The sequence below is a fragment of the Geodermatophilus sp. SYSU D00965 genome (assembly GCF_054050075.1).
This window is the reverse complement of record NZ_JBJGYQ010000001.1, coordinates 77256-95599: the sequence shown is the minus strand read 5'-3', so window position 1 is coordinate 95599 and position 18344 is coordinate 77256. Positions and strand designations below refer to the sequence as shown.

The window sequence follows — 18344 nt, the reverse complement described above, 5'->3', positions numbered from 1 at the left end:
CTCCTCGCAACCGTCAGTTGTCGGTGACCGGGTTGGCGCTGTCGGTCATGGCCGCCCGGCTGACCACGTGGTCCACGAAGCCGTACTCGAGGGCCTCCTGCGCGGTGAACCACCGGTCGCGGTCGGAGTCCTTCTCGATCTGCTCGATGCTCTGCCCGGTGTGGAAGGACTGCAGCTCGTTGAGCTCGCGCTTCGTGCGCCGGAACAGGTCGGCCTGGATGGCGATGTCCGACGCCGTGCCGCCGACGCCGGCCGACGGCTGGTGCATCATGATCCGCGCGTGCGGCAGGGCGTAGCGCTTGCCCCTGGTGCCGGCGGTCAGCAGGAACTGGCCCATCGAGGCGGCCAGGCCCATGCCGTAGGTGGCGACGTCGCAGTCGATGAACTGCATCGTGTCGTAGATGGCCATGCCGGCCGTCACGGAGCCACCGGGCGAGTTGATGTAGAGGTGGATGTCGCGCTTGGGGTCCTCAGCCGACAGCAGCAGCATCTGGGCGGCCAGCTGGTTGGCGATGACGTCGTCCACCTGGCTGCCCAGGAAGATGATGCGCTCGCGCAGCAGGCGCTCGTAGACCGAGTCGTTGAGGTTCATCCCCCCGGCAGCGGCACGCATGAGCGGCGCGCCGGCCAGGTTCGGGTTGGTGCTCACGGGTGCGGTGACCTCCGTTGGACTGTCGTGCAGGTCTCGGTGGGCGGGCGGGGTGGTGCGGGGCCCGGGAGGACCCCCAGGGACGTGGTGCCCCGGTGCTCGCCGGAGTCTGCGTCGACCCTAACGCGGAGGCGGGGGACGGCAGTCCCGGCGCGGGGGGTGTTCGCCGTGGGCGCATCTCCACCCGGGACGACGGACGCCGCCCCTCCCCTCGGTCGCGGGGTGGGACGGCGTCGGTCGTGGCGCTCGGCCGGCCCCGTCCAGCTCCCCGCCGCGAGCGAGCTCGGGGCGAGGAGGACGGGGTCCTCGTTCAGCTCTTGGCGGCGTCCTCAGTGCCCTCGGACGCGCTGTCGGCGGCCTCGGTCACCGGGGCGTCGGCGGCGTCGGTCGCCGTGTCGGCGACCTCGGGGGTCTCCTCCGCGGTGGTCTCGGCGGTCTCGGCGGCCGGGGCCTGGACGGTGCGCGGGCGCGCGCTCTCGAGGTCGACGACGTTGCCCGAGGCGTCGGTGATCGTCGTCTGCTCGAGCAGCTGGGCGAGGGTCTTGGTGCGGCGGACGTCGGCGACGAACTCGGCGATGTTGCCGCCCTGCTGCAGCTGCTGGGCGTACTGCTCGGGGCTCACCCGGCTGCGCGCGGCCTGGGCCATGATCTGCGCGGAGAGGTCCTCGTTGTCGACGGTGACCTCGCGGGCGTCGGCGACGGCGTCGAGGATGAACTGCGTCCGCACCGCCTCCTCGATGTTCTTGCGCTGATCGGCCTCGTAGGCCTCGCGGTCCTCGACACCGGACATCTGCAGGAAGGTGTCCCAGTCCATGCCGGCCTGCTGCAGGTCGCGCTCCATGGCGCTGTTGCGCCACTCGATCTCGCGGTCGACCAAGTTCTCCGGGATCGGCACCTCGACGGTGGCGATGAGGTGCTCGACCAGCTTGTCGCGGGCCTGGGCGCCCTGCTGCATGACCTTGGTGCGGGCCAGGCGGGTGCGGACGTCCTCGCGGAGCTCCTCGAGGGTGTCGAACTCGCTGGCGGTGGAGGCGAACTCGTCGTCGAGCTCGGGGAGCTCCTTCTCCTTGACCGAGCGGACGGTGACGGTGACGTCGGCGTTCTGGCCGGCGTTAGGGCCCTGCAGCATCGCCGTCTGGAAGGTCTTCGACTCGTCGGCGGACAGGCCGCGGAGGGCGTCGTCCAGCCCCTCCATGAGGCTGCCGGAGCCGACCTCGTAGGACATGCCGGTGGTCGAGCCGTCCTCGAGGACCTCGCCGTCCAGCCGGGCCTCGAGGTCGATGGAGACGAAGTCGCCGTCCTGGACCGGGCGCTCGACCGCGGTCAGCATCGCGAAGCGCTCGCGCATGACCGAGATCTGCTGGTCGATCTCCTCGTCGGTGACCTCGACGTCGTCGACGGTCACGGACAGGTCGTCCAGCGACGGCAGCTCGATCTTGGGGGCGACGTCGACCTCGGCGGTGAAGGCGAGGGTGTCGTTGTCGTCGAGGCGGGTCACCTCGATGTCGGGCTGGCCCAGGACGCGCACCTGGTTCTCCCGCACGACCTCGGAGTAGACCTCCGGGATGGCGTGCTGGACGACCTGCTCGAGCACCACGGGGCGGCCGACGCGGGTGTCGATGACCCGGTTGGGCACCTTGCCGGGGCGGAAGCCGGGCACGCGCACCTGGCGGCCGAGCTCCTTGTAGACCTCACCGAAGGCGTGGTCCAGGTCCCCCCACGGCACCTCGATCGCCATCCGGACCCGCGTGGGGCCCAGTTCCTCGATGGTGCTCTTCACAGCGGCAGTGCTCCTCGATCGAAAGACAGGGACGGGCGCCGGCCGGTCCGACGGCGCCGGGTCGACCCACGAGTCTAGAGACACGCGGCGAACGGCCGGGCCGGCGGGATGGGACCCCCGGTCGGCCTGGCGACGTCGGGGTGGCGGGATTTGAACCCACGGCCCCCCGCTCCCAAAGCGGGTGCGCTACCAAACTGCGCCACACCCCGTGGCGCACCGAGTCTAGGGGGACACCGCGCGGAGCGGTCGCTGGGCAGCGGTTACGCTGTCCGGGCACACCTCGCGGGTGTAGCTCAATGGTAGAGCCCCAGCCTTCCAAGCTGGCCATGCCGGTTCGATCCCGGTCACCCGCTCCACGCATGAGCGCAGGTCAACTGCGCCGTCAGGCTCTCTGGAGAAGGTCTGGAGGACCCTCCGGAAGGCCCGATATGGCCCCTTTTAACCCCTGTTTTCCGCCTCATTGGTCATGTTGTGGTCACGCCAGGCGGCGCATACGGCGAGGTTGCAGCCCCGTGCGAGCTGCCGTGGGGCGCGTGACCACGCTGTGGTCACGCGGTGAGCTCAAGGCCGTGCCGAGCGGCGATTCGTCGCGATTTCCTCCGTACGGCTCGGATCCGACAGTCCCGAGAGCAAGCGAACTGCCCGGCGAGCTCGGAGTGTTCGGGGAGGTGAAGACTCAAGCCGTTACTGGGCCAGGCCTGGCGACCGTGGCGGTCCTGCAGGCCTAGCTGGACGAGGTGCCGTCCTCGGTTGGCGTCCTTGATCTGGTTCCCTCCGCAGCTCCGTCCCGCGTGGCCACGCGAAGGAGGGCGACGACGGTGTCGCGGTAGGTCTCCGCCAGCTGCACCAGGGGGTGAGTCACGAGGATGTCCTTGTCGTCGGAGCCCGGCTCGGCGCCGTCCCCGCCGTCATGGGCCCCGTCGTCGCCGACAGCACGATCGCCTGGCCCGGCGTCGGACTCGCCCGCGCTGTGTGCCAGCCGGCGTCGGAGGCGCCGGATGGCGCCGTCATCGCGGAGCAGGAGGTCGAGACGTCGGTCGACGCTGGCCGCGTGGATGAGCAGCGCCACTTCGTCGGGCGTCAGGCGATCGCCGAAGGCACCCAGCCAGCCTTCCTCCAGCGGGGCGCTGGCGGCGGCGAGGTCGGCCAGCAGGCCCAGCACGTGATGGTGGAGGTGCTGCAGCCGGCCGAGGACGTTCATCCCGCCCCAGCCAGGATCGTCGAGCTCGGGCAGGTCGTCGAGCACGCGGACGATCTGGGCGGCCCGGCGCGGTGGCCATCCGCTCGGCCAGGCCGACCGGTGCTGCCAGAGCTGAAGGATGGCGGTCCTGGCTTCCGCCGCACGGGCATCCGCATCCGGGTCGCCGGCCGTCCGGGCGCGTTCGGCGGCGTCGACGAGGCCGGCGGTGTGGTGGGCGAGCCAGCGGGTGAGGGTCCGGTTGGTCCGGTCGCCGCGGAGCTCGGCAAGGATTCGCTCACCGAGGGCGGTGACGGGGTCAGCGGACGGTGATGTCGCCGGCGGCGTCGATGAGGTAGATGCGGCTGCGGGACGGCCGGTAGTCGTCGAGGTCCCGGTTGCGTCGGTGCCGTCCAATCCGAACCTCCACGATCAGGCTGGTGCCAGTGTCCGTGAGGTGTTGTAGCAACGTCCCGCGGTCGACCCGGACGCGGTAGCCGGCCGAGCTCGGCCTGTCGTCGTCGACGGCGTCGTCGTCGGCCCACTGCTCCGCGCGGGCCACCTCGGCTCCCGCGGGATTGAGCAGGGCGAGGCCGGTCGCGTCGGGTGTGGCGCCCACAGCGTCGCGAAACCGATGTCCGGGCAGCGGACGGGAGGGGCGCAGTTCGTGCGCGTACGGGTCGTGTTCGTCCATGGTGTGACGCCCGTCGCGGGCCGGCGCCAGCCAGCCACGCAGCACGAACGGGCCATGGTCCACCTCGAACTCGTCCTCGGCCTCGTCGGGCAGCTTCCAGTCCATCGGGTCGGAGGCCGCGGCGAGGGCGCGCTGCAGATCGGCGGCGTGATCCGGGCCAACGAGGGCCGACCGGATGGAGACGTCGCCGTACGCTCCGGACCGGCTGATGTCGGTGCCGCCTGCCACGATGACCCTCTCCGGCAGGTGTCCGTCGTCGAGTCCGAGGGCGTGGTCGAACTCGCCGTCAGTCGGGTCGTCCCACTCATCCAGCGCCGGAAGCTGCCCGAACAACCCCGGCTCCACCGGCACCGGGCTGCGCAGGTCGGCGAGCCACAGACCGCTGGCGAGGGGCAGATGCTGCTCGAGCCACTCCTGCCACGGGTCCCCGTCATCCCACTGGTCGACCAGCGCCGGCCGACCGGCGTCGACCAGTTCGCCGGCCGCCGCCAGCATCGCGTGGTACTCCAGGTACAGCCGGAGGTTCTCCTCCGGCGGGATGGAACCGTGCCGGTGGTTCGTCCGGTTCCAGGACCGCTCGTCGCGCAGGTCGCGGGTGTCGGTCCACCAGTCGTCCTCGCTCAGACCCCACCGATCGAGGATCCACCGTTCGGCCCGCTCGGCGACGTCGTCGACCGGAACGTCGAAGACGCGCGCGAGGGGGGCGTACCAGTACGGGATCGTGTCCAGGGGCTCGAAGCGGTACCGCCGGTCGTCAGACATCTGCCGGTCGCCCCAGGGCTGGCTGTGCCGGCGGCCGAGCAGGCACCCGATCGGTCGGTTCGTGAAGCGGAGCTCGCCGTCATCGGCGGTCGGGTGGCCGCCGATGGCGAGCGCGGCGGAGCGGGCGAGTTCCCGGATCTGGGCGTGCGGAAGGTCCCGGCTGGTCGCCAGCCTCACCAGCGTGGGGGCATGCGGCCGGAGCAGCGCCGGTCGGTCGGCGGCGACGCGGGCCAGCGCGGTGAGCATCGCCGCGAGAGCCGACAGCTGGTAGAAGTGCAGGTCACGGCTGCGGTACGGCCCGGGATCGGAGAGGTCCAGGCACCCGACCAGCGCCGCCGTGAGCGCGTCGACGGCACCGGCGTCGGCCGTGGTGAGCAACTCCCGGACGGCGTGCGCGGCCCGCCAGCGGATCTGCCGGCGTGGATGTCCGCAGGCGCTCCACAGCAGCATGACGACGGGCTCGGGCCCCGGGCCGCCGGCGGCGCCGACGCCACCGGTGACCTCAACCGCGTCATCTGCGTCGTCCGCGGCGTCGGCGAACAGTCCGGCGAGCGCGGTCGCGGCTTCCGCCGGAGCGCACAGCCCGCCGAGCACAGCGGCGATCGTTCGCCAGCCATGCGCGGTCAGGTGCGGCCGGGCGGTCGGCAGCGCCGCGAGGACGGCGCGGCGCACCGTCGTATCGTTGGCGATCCTGCGGAGTTGGTGCAGCAAGGTGCCGGGATCGTGACGCCAGGCCAGCTCGGTCAGGAAGCGGCCGAGGAAGCCGGGCAGCGCATCGGCCGCCCAGGCGCTGACCCCGGGCCAGTCGCGCCAGCGGTCGACGAGATCGGCCAGGACCGGGACCGCGGTGTCCACGCCCGGCCGGCCCGGGAGCGCCGCGACCGCGGTGAGTGCGTCCAGCCGCTCCCCCACGGGCACCGCGCCCGTGACTGCCTCGACGAAAGATCGCAGCGGCTCGGCGGCGACGTGCGCCTCTGCCAGCGCGGCGACGTCGTCGGCCAGCGTCGACCATCCCCGCGTGCCCGGGGCGTCGAGGAGCGCCTGGGCGGCCGGCGGGACGTCGCCCCCGAGCCAGGTGCGAGCCGGCCGGTCGCTGTCGCCGTCCACCTGCTCGTCCGGGCGCGTGAGCGCGCAGACGGGGGCCAGCTCGGCGCGCACGGCTCCCCCGAGGCCGCCGTCGTCCGCGGCGTCGAGGAGCTGGCCAGCGAACTGCGGCTGGAGGGCCGCCGGCACGTGGTGTCGCAGCCAGCGCGACGCACGTACCAGCGCGACACGGGCGGCGGCGGTGCCGGCGGCGCCGACGGTCGCCAGCCGGGCCACCAGGCCCAGCTGGTAGTCGAGGCGCACCTCGTCGCGCTCGACGAGGTGGTCGAGCGCGAGGGCGTGGGCGGCCGGGACAGCTCCGCCGTCGACCGCCCCGGTGAGCGCGGCGGGGAGGATGGCGGCGAGTGCCGCACGCGCCTCGTCGTCCCACCGGCTCGCGGCGGCCAGCCCGACGCCGGCGTCGAGCCGAGCGGCGGCGTGGGCGATCGCCGCGTACGGCATGACCGCGGAATCGGTCACGTGCGGGGCGACGCGCTCGGCGACGCGGATCAACGCGTTGGCCAGCCGCGTCCTCTCGGTCGCCGGGACGGCGGCGCGATCGGCCAGGTCGGCATGCACCGAGAGCAGCTGGGCGGCGTCGTCGTTGACGCCGGTCGCCGCGTCGACGGTCTGATCGAAGATCTGCCGGCCGAGTGTCGCGTCGATCCGCCCGGCGACCTCGGCGGCGCGGGCGAGGAGCTCCAGCCGGTCGGGCGCGGAGTACACGTCGGTCCGAGCGCGGGTAGCGGCCCGGAGGCACAGCTCCGCGGCCAAAGCTGTGTGCATGCCGCGGACGACGAGGACCTCGGCGAGGTCCAGCCACGACTGCGGGGCTCCGTCGCGGAGCAGTCTCGGGGCCGCGTCGACGATTTTGTGCAGCAGCCGCTCCGGAGCCCCGGCGTCGGCGACAGCCTCGGCAGCCAGGGCGGCCCAGGTGCGGAAGGACCGGTCGTAGGTGAACCACCGATGCCCGGCCGTCTCCAGTCGGCGCACCAGTTCGTGTTCGACGAGGTCGGCGACCCGATCGGTCACGGCGTCGCCCGCGACGGCGCGGGCGGCGAGTTCGGCGGTCCGTGCGAGCGGTGCCACGGGGTCCAGCCACTCCGCACGGTCACGGCTCCGCGGGTCGTGGTCCTGGCCATCGTCGCGCACTTCCGGGCGCAGGACGGCAGGGACCAGCCCATCCGTGGCCAGGTCCTGCCCGGACAGGGCGGCCGCGGCCGCGTGACAGCGGAGGATCGAGACGCCCTCCGCGTCGGGGGTCGCGAACGCCCATCTGGAGGCGGGCAGCTCGCGGGACCAGTGCCGCGCGAGGGCTGCGGCCGTCCGCCGATCGCCGTGGCGCAGCGCCGCGTCGAGCAGCCGCGTGTGCCACGGTCTCGGCCGTCCGGCGTCGGCTGCGAGCAGGGCGGGGATCACCTCGTCGAGCCAGGCGGCACCGCCTGCTGGCTGGGCGGTCGGGTGTGAGACGTGGGCCAGGATCGGAGCCTGCGCCCGCCGCGGGACGCGGTGCACCCGGAGGAACTCGCGGGCGTCCTCCAGGTCTATCTCGCCAGCCAGGCGCTCGGCCAGCCCCTCGACGGCATCCAGGATCAGCGTCACGGGGCGCCACCGACGCAGCCAGGCGATGGCTGCGTCGGTCCCGTCGAGCCGGTAGACGGCCTCAGCACCCGCGGCCACGTCGTCGTCGTCGACGTCCCAGTGCCGGGTCTCGTCGTCCCGGCCGGCCGCCCACCGGTGCAGCCACGCCTCGACGGCCTCCATGGTGGAGCGGGCCGAGGGGTGCCGCTCGGGGTCGCGGGCAAGGGCGGCCGCCAGCCGCATGAGGAGCGGCCCGAGCCATGGATCTCGGCTCTGGCGCAGTGCGTAGGCCCGCAGCAGTTCTACGTCCGCGTACCGCGCCACCAGGTCGAGGTGGGTCTCGACCAGCCGCGACAGGGTGTCGACCCGGGAGGCGGTGTCGCATCCGCGGGCAGCGATCCGGACGGCGGCGGCGGCATCCCCGCGCTCGCCCGCCGCCCGGGCGGCGAGGTCCAGCCGCCGGCCCTGCACCTGCTCCCGCCGGAAGCCGTCGGCGATCCCCCGCGGCTCGCCCTCCGCGAGCACCAGTTCGATCACCTCGTCCAGCCGGCCGGCGTCGAACAGGTGATCGGCGACGTGCGCCGCCGCGTCCGCGTCCCTGTCGCGTCTGTCCAGGAACAGCTCCGCCAGCCGCCCGTGGGCTGCCATCACATCGGTCGGGTCGACGCGGTCGCGGACGTAGGCTTCGAAGTCCTCGTCCCGGAACTGGATCGCGCCGTCGATCACCTCCACGCCCGGGGTGAGTCCGCCCGCGAACGCCGTCACCGCGTCGACGTCCACGTCGAGCGCGGCGGCCAGCACGTCCATGCTGACCGGCCGGGCGAGCGCCAGCATGAGGGCCAGCCAGCGTTGCCCCGTCGCCGCCGTGGCACGGCCCTGCAGCGCGGAGTCGAGCAAATCCTCGAACAACGCCTCCGGGGTGCGCCGGCACGCCTTCAACAGCGCGGGCACGTCCCGGCCGTCGGCGTCCGCCTCGGCCAGCGCGTAGAACTGGGTCCGCGGGTTCCCGCCGGTGCGCGCGTGGAAGACGGCGGCGTCGTCGTCGGACGCCTCCGGGCGCCGGCGCCGCAGGTGGCGGGCGGAGGCATCGGCATCGAAGGGACACACCTCGACCCGCGGCGCGGACCCGGCGCCCGTCGTGTCGATGCGGTGGGTGCGCGCCGTGAGGACCACGGCGACCCGCGGGGGCAGGGGCAATCGGAGCAGACCGGGCAGGAAGCCGCGATCGCCCCGCTCGTCGGCGGCGATCGCGGCGTTGTCCGCGGCGTCGACGCCGATCACGAGGAGCGCGTCGGGATCGAGGGTGGCGACCGCGCGGTTCAGCGTGCGGGACAGGTACCGCCACAGTTCCTCCTCCAGCCGTGGTGGCTGGAGCAGCAGCGGGGTACCGCAGCGCTGCGCCAGGTCGTTGATGAGCTGGACGACGAACCGGTGGGGGGTGTGCCGTTCCTCGCCGGAGCTCAGGTACTCCCCCCCGCCGTAGCAGTCGAACAGCACGAACGTCGACCCGCGGGGCAGGCGCTCGGGCACCTGCCGCAGCGCGGTCGTCTTCCCGGTTCCCGCCGGCCCGTGCGCGACGATGATCCAGCCGGGGTGCTCGAGGACCGCCCGGGCTATCGCGGCGGCGCCCGGGGTGGGCAGCGGGTCGGGGACGTCCGGCAGCCGCGGCGGGGCTGGGTAGAGGTCCTGGGCGTCGCCGACACCGAGCTCTGCGAGGACGTCGACGTCGCGCAGCCCCCTTCGCTGAGCCTCGGGCATCGCCTCGCGCCGAACCAGCTCGAACAGCCGCCGGGCGGAGTCCGATCCGCGGCCGGCGGTCAGCTCCGATGCGCTCGCCCGGACGCTGCGGGCGAGCGCCGCGCGGTGCAGCGCCCCCGTCTGGGTCAGGTCGAGGACGGCCATGAAGTCGCAGAACTCGCTGCTGGTCAGGCGCGAGCCCACCGCCCTGGACAGCGCCCGGATCACCTCGGCCTGCTTGGGAGGCAGCGCGCGGAGCAACGCGTCGCGGCGGGCGGCCGACGGCTGCGACCAGGCCCACTCCGCGGCCGCGGCGACGCTGGCCAGCAGCGTCGGATCGCCGGGCTGGTTGCTGACCAACTGGATCTTCAGCTTCTTCAGCACCAACTCCCGGCCGTGAGCCTCGACCAGCGGCCGGAACGCGGCGGCGAGATCCGCGATCACCGACCGCGGCGTCCCGGTGGATCCGGTCGCCCGCCGCTTCTCGCACAGCCGGGACACGGTCCACGCCTGGGCGGGATGACGGGTGCTGTACTTCAGCTGCGAGAGCACGACGGCCGTCGCGTCGTCGAAGTCCTCGCCGGCGAAGTACTCGGCGAGGTCGACGGTCTCGTACTGGTCGTCGGCGTCGTCGACAACGCTGAGCCCCTCGACGACCAGCAGCCGGCTGTGCGTGCCGGGCTCGATGAGGGCCAGCGCACGGCTCGCGGCCCACCAGAAGTGGAAGTCGTCACCGGCGTTGGACTCCGCCGCACCCATGCGTCGCCTCCTCCCGTCGGCGGCGTCTTGAGGGGCGCTGCCGCGGCCGCCCACGCTACGAGACTCCTGAGGTGTGGCTGGCGGAGATCCTCTCGTTGTCTCCGGACCGCTGCGGCCGTCAGCTGCCAGGGCTAGCGAAGACCGTGTCTGCGACGGCTTTGGACTCCAACTGGAGCCGGTGCCCGGTCCGCGCCTATCCGTTGGCGAAGGCCGCTCTTACGGCAGGCGGGCACCGGCCGGACCGACGCGCTTCGCCGGGAGGGCCGTCCCTCCTGCTCCGGTCCCTCGTCGGCGTGGGATTGATCAGGCACACCGGCATCAGCACCGGCGAATGGGCGACCAGGAGGTGTTCAAGTCAAGCTGTGACCGTGGGCTAAAGGTGACCAGTCCAGCGGAAGGCGCAGCACAATCATCAAGATCACTAGACGGCACACCTCTTGCATCTCGGATCCGGCTGCGCGCTGCTGGGATCGCCGGGTCAGTGCCGTTGGGCCGGTGCGAGGTCCTCCAGCCGACAGTGCATGAGGTGTGTCGGTCGGGGATCTTGAGATCGCGGAACCCGGCAGGTTGGGGTCAAGCGACACATCTCCAGGGCCGCGGGGACGCCTGAGGTCGCGTCCCTAAAGGCGGCCTATGGGACATCGACAGCGTCCGGGGGACGGTGGTCCGGCCGGCCGCTGGTCCTCCCGGACCGGGTGTACGGGATGGTCTGCTGGGGGTAGTGGCACCCCCCTGGCCGTCCGCACCTGGACGGCAGCCCCCGACTGGAAGGTCGGCATGGCCGAGAAGAGCGGTAAGGGCAGCGCCACAGCCAAGAAGGCGAACGCCAAGGCGAAGAAGGAAGGGAAGACGAACCCGCGCAAGAGCTCGGCCGCACAGAGCGAGCTGGGGAAGAAGGGCGGCAAGAAGGGCGGCAAGAAGTCCTGACCCAGCGCGGCTGTCGTCCCATCTGCCGCCGGGACGAGTAGCGCACCGACCGCCCACGCCCACAGCGCTGAACGGTGAGCTGCTCGTGCTGAAGGCATCGGTAGGACGCCGGACCGGACGATCGCCGGTGTCCCTGAGTGGGCCGCTTAGGGACACCAGTCATGAGGGCGGCCTAAGAGACTTCGTTGCTGCCAGCGGCCGATGTCGTCGAGCCGCGCCCGAACGTCCGCCGTGCGCTCCGCTTCGGAGGACCGAAGCCGATGGACGGTGGCGCTGAGGTCTGTTGAGGGCTGCGCGCACCGGCCCGTAAACACGTCAAGGGGAACGGTTCACAGCATGGATCGAGATCACTACCAGTAGCTTGGCAAAGTGACTAGACCGACTGGGCCGACCTATCGGGATCTGCTGGCGACTCCTCCGGCGGTTGCTTGGCGGCAGTTGCGAACCATCCGCCACGAGCCCCCCGGTGCCGCGAGGCGCGGGGACAGGAAGGCCGTCTTCGGAGCGGCCATGGAACAGGCCGAACAGTTCTTCGCGGCCGCCCAAGCTGTGGGCCCAGCGACGAAGCCAGTCCTTCTGTTCTATGGACTCAGCCAGGCGGCTCGGTCCGTCGCCGCTGCCAGCCTCTCGGCGAGACATGACGAGTGGCGACTCGCAGGCGGCCACGGACTCAGGGTCGGCCCTATGCAAGGAGTCGTTCGCACAGGCATTGCGTCGTTGGAGCTACAGGACAGTGGACGGGACACGTTCACCGGGCTAGCACGAATTCTCGGTGCCGCTTCGCTTCCTTCGGCGACCGCCCTGGGAGACCTTTGGTGCCTCGTCCCGGCGATGGAGTTGGCGCCGCTCACGGGCATGGGAGAGGACGCTCCGCTCGTTCTACGAGCCGAGGACGGGATGGTCCTCCGCAGCCAGCGCACCCGAGTCCGTATCGCACCCTTGCCAAGTGGCTTGATGCAGACCGAGTTCCTTGAGGATGGGGCGTCGGGCGACCTTGCGAAGGCGATCAAAGCGCAAAGAAGCGCGGTGTCCGCGTATTTGAACCGCTTTCCGACCTTGCAGGGCTGGTCCTTCGCCATGCCGGAGGGCAATCCAATCGGCGCGACGATGGTGTCGGCAGAGGAGTTCGAGATACCTATCTTGCTCGGACGTTCGACCTCTGCAGAGGCCGAGCTCAAAGACATCTTGAACCGTGTCTTCAACTACCAAGGCCTGACGTATGCCTTTCCCTCCGTGGGCTCATCCACTCTACCTGCTCACCCACTGCTGCTTTGGTACGGCATTCTCTACGGACTCTCGATGCTGTCTCGGTATGAGCCAAAGGCCTGGGCGCATCTCATTTCTATCGACGCGAGTGCAGATGCGTCTCCCATCGAAGGCGCGTTGGACGAAGCGATGCGCACACTTCCGCAGGTGCTCCTTCAGACATTGCATGACGTGGCCTAGCGGCCCACATGGGCCGTCCCGCTAAAGCAAGCGCTACCTTCATCGCTGACCCATAGTGGGCCGCTTAGGGACACCGTCGTGCGTTGGCCTCCCGGGGCGAGACGGCCCTGGAGGCTGACTGGAGACTGCTGCCCAGGCTTTCGTCATGACGGCGCACCAGAAGATCGACGAGCGGCGCTCCTCCGCCAACCCGCTGTTGACCGTCGCACAAGCGGGCGAGTATCTCGGCACCGGGGAGCGGTTCATCCGCCGGCTCATCACCGAGCGCCGGATCAGCTACGTCAAAGTCGGCAAGTATGTGCGCCTGGAGCGCTCGACGCTAGACGCTTTTGTGGATGCCGGCCGCATCCCCAGCCAGCGATGATTTCAACGGACTACCGCTGACGCTTCCGCCAAGGTCGCGGCGTGGCCAAGCGGACGTTCGGGTCGGTGGACCGGCTGCCGAGCGGCCGTTTCCGCGCCCGGTACCTCGGCCCCGACGGTCGGCGTTACGCGAAGGTCTTCGCTGCCAAGGCCGATGCCTGGGCCTGGCTGGCGAGCCAGCAGACCGACCTCCTCCGCAAGAGCTGGCGTGCCCCGAACGCAAGTCGCCGGACAGTCGGTGAGTACGCCGAGGACTACCTCGCCCGCACTGATCTCCGCGAGAGCACCCGCATCCTCTACGCGTCGCTGTGGCGTCATCACCTCGCCGAGCCATGGGCCGACGTTCCCGTCGACGAAGTCACGCCGGCCGCCGTCCGCTCGTGGCACGCCACGGCGGGCCGGACCACAGGCCCGACAGCGCTGGCCCAGTCGTACCGGCTCCTGCGCGCCGTCCTCAACATCGCAGTCGCCGACGAGGCTATCCCGTCCAACCCCTGCCGGCTGCGCGGCGCCGGAACGCCCAAGGCCGCCCGCCCCTCCCGGGCGCTCACGGCAGCGGAGGCGCTCCAGCTGGCGGAGCAACTGGGGCGAGACCGGAGGACCGAGCGCTACCGCGCACTCGTCTTGGTCTTGGCCTTCGGCGGTCTCCGGTTCGGCGAGGCCACGGCACTGCGCCGGTCCGACGTCCTGCCCGGCGGACGGCTGCGCGTCGAGCGCTCGGTCCGCCGCGTCGGCGGCCGGTGGGTGGTCGGCGAACCCAAGACCGACGCAGGACATCGAATCGTGACCCTGCCCGCCGCGGTCGCGGCCGTACTTGAGGACCACTTGGAGAAGCACGTCCCCGCTGCTCCGGACGCCCTCCTGTTCGCCACCAGTTCCGGCGGCTACCTCGCCCGCAGCAACTGGAACTCGACCTTCCGCCGCGCCGCCGACGCGATCGGCCTGCCGGCAGTCCGGCCGCACGAGCTGCGCCACACCGGCGCCACCCTGGCCGCGGCCACCGGCGCCACCACCAAGGAGCTGATGCGCCGGCTCGGCCACTCCTCCCCCGCCGCCGCCCTCCTCTACCAGCACGCCGCCGACGACCGGGACGCCGACATCGCCCGTGCTCTCGACGCCATGCTGGGCGCTGTCACAGCCACCCCGGATGACAGCACCCGGGGACATCGGAGGTGAAGGCAATGGACGTGGAAGATTGATTGAGGAGGTCGTATTGCCCAGCTCGAGTCTTACCCAGGATAGGGAGAAGTCTTGGGGCGACCGTTAGCCCGTCCGTCTCGTTGTCAGTTGCGATCCCGGCGATTCAGCCGATTCGCCTTCCCTGTCTTGGGTGCCACTAGCTCGCTGGACTTAACCAGCCCACCAGCGACAACTCCAAGTATTATTGGGGGAACGGCTCGCGCAACCTTAACCAAGTGCTGATCCGCATAGAGGCCTGGCGGATTCGATCCACGAAACCTTGCTCCCGCACGTCACCAGTGATCGTCTTCAGAGGATCGTCATCGATACGACTCAGACGCGAAAGTCCATCGCCCACCTTCACGAGGCAGTCGACGAAGATGCGCTGCGCCTCGAGGAGGGGAAGGTCATCGGGTGGTGCCAGGCCTTCATGCACCAATCTTGAGCGAGCCTCGTACAAGCGGCGCACTACGTCGCCGTCAGCTGAACTACCAGTCAACAGGGTGGCTCGCCTCTGCAGGCGAGCCGTAACGCCCGCTTGGTAGTGGCTCGTGAGGAGCATCTCAAAGGCGGTGCCGAGGCTAACAGTCGCATACCAGCGATTGACGCCCAGGCTCCGTCGGAAATAGTCGAGCGAAGTAAATAGCTTGCGCGCAGTCCTACCCTTCGCCGTTCGTGCCACCGACGGCCGGGACACTCTAGTCTGCAGATTGATCTCACCTAGAGCATTAAGGGCGCGCCAAAGATCCTCGCCTTCGTCGGCACGCTTGTTCCAATGATCTGAGTCGAGGATCACTGGCAGGTCGGAGAGCTCACCCAAATAGTCCGCATCCACGTTCATGGGCACGGCGTCTCCAGCAAGGACCCCTTGCGGGTCGGTACGTCCGTTCATCACGAAGTAATGCCCAATGTCTCGGGTGGCGAAGTTGTTCACCGTACTGGTAGTGAACATGACTTCTCGCGGGTCCTCGACCGCAGGCTGCGTGACCGCAAGACCAGCTAAGAATGAGGTTGCAATGTGAAGTCGATCGGTGATTAGGCGTTGATTCTCGTAATACGTGCCGCTGACCGCGGTAATCTTGACAGCCAAGAGTGGATTACGGCGTAGCCACGGAGCCCGGCTGCGCTCCCAATGCTGCAGCAGCCCCAGCGGCACCCCACCCTTGACACCGAACCAGTCGTGGACCTGCTCCAGCCAGGCACCGATCGATTCCATGTCCCATGTCTGGGAAGTCACTGCTATACCGAACTTTCGCGCGAGCCCCTCGGTCGTTACCGAGCTCTTATCGAGTAGCAGGTTGGCGCGCCGAAGACCGAGTCCGTATAGCGGATAGAGAACGTACGCTGGTTCCAGTGCCCGGCTACCGACAAGCTGACGAACAACCGCGTCAACGGGACTGGTCTCTCCGTTGCGGACTGCCGTCCAGAGCAACTCATCAAGCACGGTCACTCCTACAAACAAGTGCCGCGTCCACAACTGTCGCGCCATCTCGGCGCGGACGGTCACCAAGTGGTGACCGATCGGGCCCTGAGCATCAGTGGAGACGGCCCAATCTTCGACAGTCTCCCAATTGCGCAACTTCGAAGAGTTGTGAACGAGCCAATTCACGCTTTGCGCCACCCGCTTCCCAGCCTGCACGTCCGCAGATAGCTTGGTCGCGTTGACAGTGAGCGAGGGCGCCGCCGTCACGAAACTCCTCAATCCGAATGATCGTAGTTGCTTTATCGATGCACCTGACTACCCGATCATTAGGCCGACACGCTTCCATCGGCACCCCGACCCGATCGTTGGCGCCACATTAGGGTTACAACAGGCCAGCCGACGCGTCGGCTCGCTGACGAGCAAGCAGCCGGTCCACGGCAACGCAGCGATCCGGCGGCTACGCCGCCTGAAGCAACTGGAGCTCGACCGTCCGCTGCGCCGCCGACGCCGTCGGCCTGCCGGCAGTCCGGCCGCACGAGCTCCGCCACACTGGCGCCACCCTGGCCGCGGCCACCGGCGCCACCACCAAGGAGCTGATGCGCCGGCTCGGCCACTCCTCCCCCGCCGCCGCCCTCCTCTACCAGCACGCCGCCGACGACCGGGACGCCGACATCGCCGACGCACTCGACGCCATGCTCGGCGCGGTCACCGAGGCACCCGACGACGACGAGCGGCCGGAGTAGGGGCGATTGGTCACACAGTGGTCACGCCGGGCCCTCTGAGGGGCCGAAGCAAGCCCCCGACCAGCGCAGACGGGCCTACAGGGTCCCGCCTTCCAAGCTGGCCATGCCGGTTCGATCCCGGTCACCCGCTCCACGCGTCGTCGCAGGTCGGGATTCCTGTCTCGCTTCCTCGAGGATCGCTGGAGAGGCCCCGGAACGGTCGTTCCAGGCCCTAGGCGACCGGTGCTCCCGAACGCACGAAGGTGCACAGACCGCGCACGCCCGGATGGAGACGTGCCGGGCCGGCGCTAGTACGGTGTTCGTCCTGTCGCCCGTGAGCTGTGCCACCGCGAGCGAGGGACGGGATCCGAGGCTGGTCATCGGCGGGCGACAATCCGCTACAGCGCCAGGGGGCGATGGCCTTGAGGAAACGTCTTGTAGCAATCCCAGCGGTCGCGGTCTTCGCCACGACCACGGCAGCGGCGGTCGTGCTTGCGCCCGTGGCGGCGGCGGGAACGGTGCCCGTCGTCACCACGACCTGTCCACACACGCTCACCGTCGCCACGTTCGAGCCAGGGAACGAGGTCTCGGGCACCGCGACCGTGACCTCACGGGATGGGGCAGACCGGGTGAACCGGGGAGAGGGGCTCTTCCTCGTCGAGGAAGGAACGTCGAGGCCGTTCACCCAGGCGGTGCACCTGGGCGCCGAGAGCGAGGTGAGCCAGACCTTCTCCTTCACCGCCTCGGGGACTTCGCTGAGCGCTTGCCTCCTCGCAACGACTCAAGGCGGCGGTGAGGAGAACATCGGCACCGTGTGGACCAACGTGACGACGTAGACGACGTTGCGTCGTCCACGGGTAGGCCTCGGGCGCAGACGACCGCGGCCCCCACCGCGGGTCCAGCCCCAGGGCTTCACCGCCGCGCAGGCCGAGTACGGGGTGAACCAGGCAGGGTTCTGACCGACCCCGCTCGCCCGGACCCCGGCCCTCAGTGGCGCCGGGGTCCGGGGCGCCCCTGCGCCGTCGTCGCGGTGGAGCCGTCCGTTGGCCCCACAGAAGCAGCGTCAGGCCGGCTCAGTGGGCAGGCCCAGCCGGCGGAACAGGTCGTTGTCGAGGTCGAGGAAGCTCGAGATGTGGGCGATGCGGCCGTCCCGCACCTCGAGCACGTGCAGCGCCCACGGAGCGTGTCCACCCCCCGGCACCGGCCGGTACTGCGCGAACGCCGGCGCGCCGTTGGCCCGCGTGGCGAGGATCCGCGACCCGCGGCAGCCCGAGCCCGGCCCGAGCATCCAGGTGCCGATGTCCTCCGCCCCGCGCAGCCACATCTCGAACGGCGGCATGTGCTGGGTGGCGTCCTCGTGCAGGAGCGCGACGAAGGCGTCGATGTCGTAGCGCTCGAAGGCGTCGACGTAGCGGTCGAGCAGGTCGCGCTCGTCGTCGTCCAGTGGCGCGGGGTCGATCTCCCCGCCGACGTCGGCCAGCGTGGCCCGGGCGCGCTGCAGCGCGCTGTTCACCGAGGCGACCGTGGTGTCGAGCAGCTGGGCGACCTCGTCGGCCTTCCACCGCAGCACCTCGCGCAGCAGCAGGACGGCGCGCTGCCGCGGCGGCAGGTGCTGCAGCGCGGCGACGAACGCCAGCCGGATCGACTCCCGCTGCACCGCCTGGTCGGCCGGGTCGGAGTCCTCGGCGACCACCTGGCGGTCGAGCACCGGCTCCACCCAGGCCGACGACGGCTTGCGCGCGGCCAGCGAGGCCTCGACCGGCTGCCAGGGAGAGCCGGTCAGGTCCATCGGCAGGGCCCGGCGCTGCCGCCCCGAGAGCTGGTCGAGGCACACGTTGGTGGCGATGCGGTAGAGCCACGACCGCAGCGCCGACCGCCCCTCGAAGTCGGCCAGCCCCCGCCAGGCACGGACCATCGTCTCCTGGACGGCGTCGTCGGCGTCGAACGCCGATCCCAGCATCCGGTAGCAGTAGCCGGTGAGCTCCCGCCGGTGCTCCAGCAGGCGGGGATCGAGCTCTTCGCTGACGACTGTCACGGGGCCTCCTCGACTCGACGGCCGCGA

The 18344-nt window shown here is 70.6% G+C and carries 12 protein-coding genes, 2 tRNA genes and 1 pseudogene; 8 read left to right on the top strand and 7 right to left on the bottom strand.

Annotated elements, in window-relative coordinates:
* Positions 1-13 precede the first annotated feature (13 nt).
* The 3 genes from ACI789_RS00440 to ACI789_RS00430 form a co-directional block, all read right to left on the bottom strand.
* Positions 14-649 (bottom strand): ATP-dependent Clp protease proteolytic subunit, encoded by a 636-nt coding sequence (locus tag ACI789_RS00440; RefSeq protein ID WP_456919039.1) that lies wholly within the window; start codon positions 647-649, stop codon positions 14-16.
* A 310-nt stretch (positions 650-959) separates the two neighbouring features.
* Positions 960-2429, bottom strand: a complete 1470-nt coding sequence (gene tig, locus ACI789_RS00435) for a trigger factor (protein ID WP_457006180.1) — start codon at positions 2427-2429, stop codon at positions 960-962.
* 135 nt (positions 2430-2564) lie between these two features.
* Positions 2565-2638 (bottom strand) — tRNA-Pro (locus ACI789_RS00430).
* A 73-nt stretch (positions 2639-2711) separates the two neighbouring features.
* Here ACI789_RS00430 and ACI789_RS00425 point away from each other — a divergent pair.
* Positions 2712-2785: transfer RNA gene (locus ACI789_RS00425), tRNA-Gly, on the top strand.
* A 368-nt stretch (positions 2786-3153) separates the two neighbouring features.
* Here the strand turns inward: ACI789_RS00425 and ACI789_RS00420 are convergent.
* The gene (locus ACI789_RS00420) at positions 3154-3675 is read right to left on the bottom strand and encodes a hypothetical protein (protein ID WP_457006179.1); all 522 of its coding nucleotides are present in this window, start codon (positions 3673-3675) and stop codon (positions 3154-3156) included.
* A gap of 54 nt (positions 3676-3729) precedes the next feature.
* Here ACI789_RS00420 and ACI789_RS00415 point away from each other — a divergent pair, with 54 nt between their 5' ends.
* The gene (locus ACI789_RS00415) at positions 3730-3939 is read left to right on the top strand and encodes a hypothetical protein (protein ID WP_457006178.1); all 210 of its coding nucleotides are present in this window, start codon (positions 3730-3732) and stop codon (positions 3937-3939) included.
* On the opposite strand, the gene ACI789_RS00410 is transcribed toward ACI789_RS00415, so the two are convergent.
* The gene (locus tag ACI789_RS00410; protein WP_457006177.1) at positions 3926-10222 is read right to left on the bottom strand and encodes a hypothetical protein; all 6297 of its coding nucleotides are present in this window, start codon (positions 10220-10222) and stop codon (positions 3926-3928) included. The genes ACI789_RS00415 and ACI789_RS00410 overlap by 14 nt on opposite strands.
* Before the next feature lie 777 nt (positions 10223-10999).
* Between ACI789_RS00410 and ACI789_RS00405 the strand changes: the two genes are divergently transcribed.
* The 4 genes from ACI789_RS00405 to ACI789_RS00390 all read left to right on the top strand — a co-directional run bounded on the left by ACI789_RS00405 (position 11000) and on the right by ACI789_RS00390 (position 14134).
* The gene (locus ACI789_RS00405; protein WP_457006176.1) at positions 11000-11149 is read left to right on the top strand and encodes a hypothetical protein; all 150 of its coding nucleotides are present in this window, start codon (positions 11000-11002) and stop codon (positions 11147-11149) included.
* 369 nt (positions 11150-11518) lie between these two features.
* Positions 11519-12595 carry a YaaC family protein gene (locus ACI789_RS00400; RefSeq protein WP_457006175.1) on the top strand — a complete coding sequence of 359 codons (1077 nt, stop codon included), beginning with the start codon at positions 11519-11521 and terminating at the stop codon, positions 12593-12595.
* 145 nt (positions 12596-12740) lie between these two features.
* Complete coding sequence (locus ACI789_RS00395) at positions 12741-12959, top strand: excisionase family DNA-binding protein (RefSeq protein ID WP_457006174.1); 219 nt, start codon at positions 12741-12743, stop codon at positions 12957-12959.
* Positions 12960-13024: 65 nt separating this feature from the next.
* Positions 13025-14134, top strand: coding sequence for a site-specific integrase (locus ACI789_RS00390; RefSeq protein WP_457006173.1), 1110 nt, complete (start codon positions 13025-13027; stop codon positions 14132-14134).
* 205 nt (positions 14135-14339) lie between these two features.
* On the opposite strand, the gene ACI789_RS00385 is transcribed toward ACI789_RS00390, so the two are convergent.
* Positions 14340-15827, bottom strand: a complete 1488-nt coding sequence (locus ACI789_RS00385; protein ID WP_457006172.1) for a hypothetical protein — start codon at positions 15825-15827, stop codon at positions 14340-14342.
* Between the two features lie 233 nt (positions 15828-16060).
* On the opposite strand from ACI789_RS00385, the pseudogene ACI789_RS00380 reads away from it, so the two are divergent.
* Positions 16061-16303: pseudogene (locus tag ACI789_RS00380) on the top strand (tyrosine-type recombinase/integrase); the annotation flags it as partial.
* Between the two features lie 395 nt (positions 16304-16698).
* Positions 16699-17118, top strand: a complete 420-nt coding sequence (locus tag ACI789_RS00375) for a hypothetical protein (protein WP_457006171.1) — start codon at positions 16699-16701, stop codon at positions 17116-17118.
* 227 nt (positions 17119-17345) lie between these two features.
* Here ACI789_RS00375 and ACI789_RS00370 read toward each other — a convergent pair whose 3' ends face one another.
* A complete protein-coding gene (locus ACI789_RS00370) occupies positions 17346-18317 on the bottom strand; it encodes a sigma-70 family RNA polymerase sigma factor (protein ID WP_457006170.1) in 972 nt (323 codons plus the stop codon).
* Between the last annotated feature and the right edge of the window lie 27 nt (positions 18318-18344).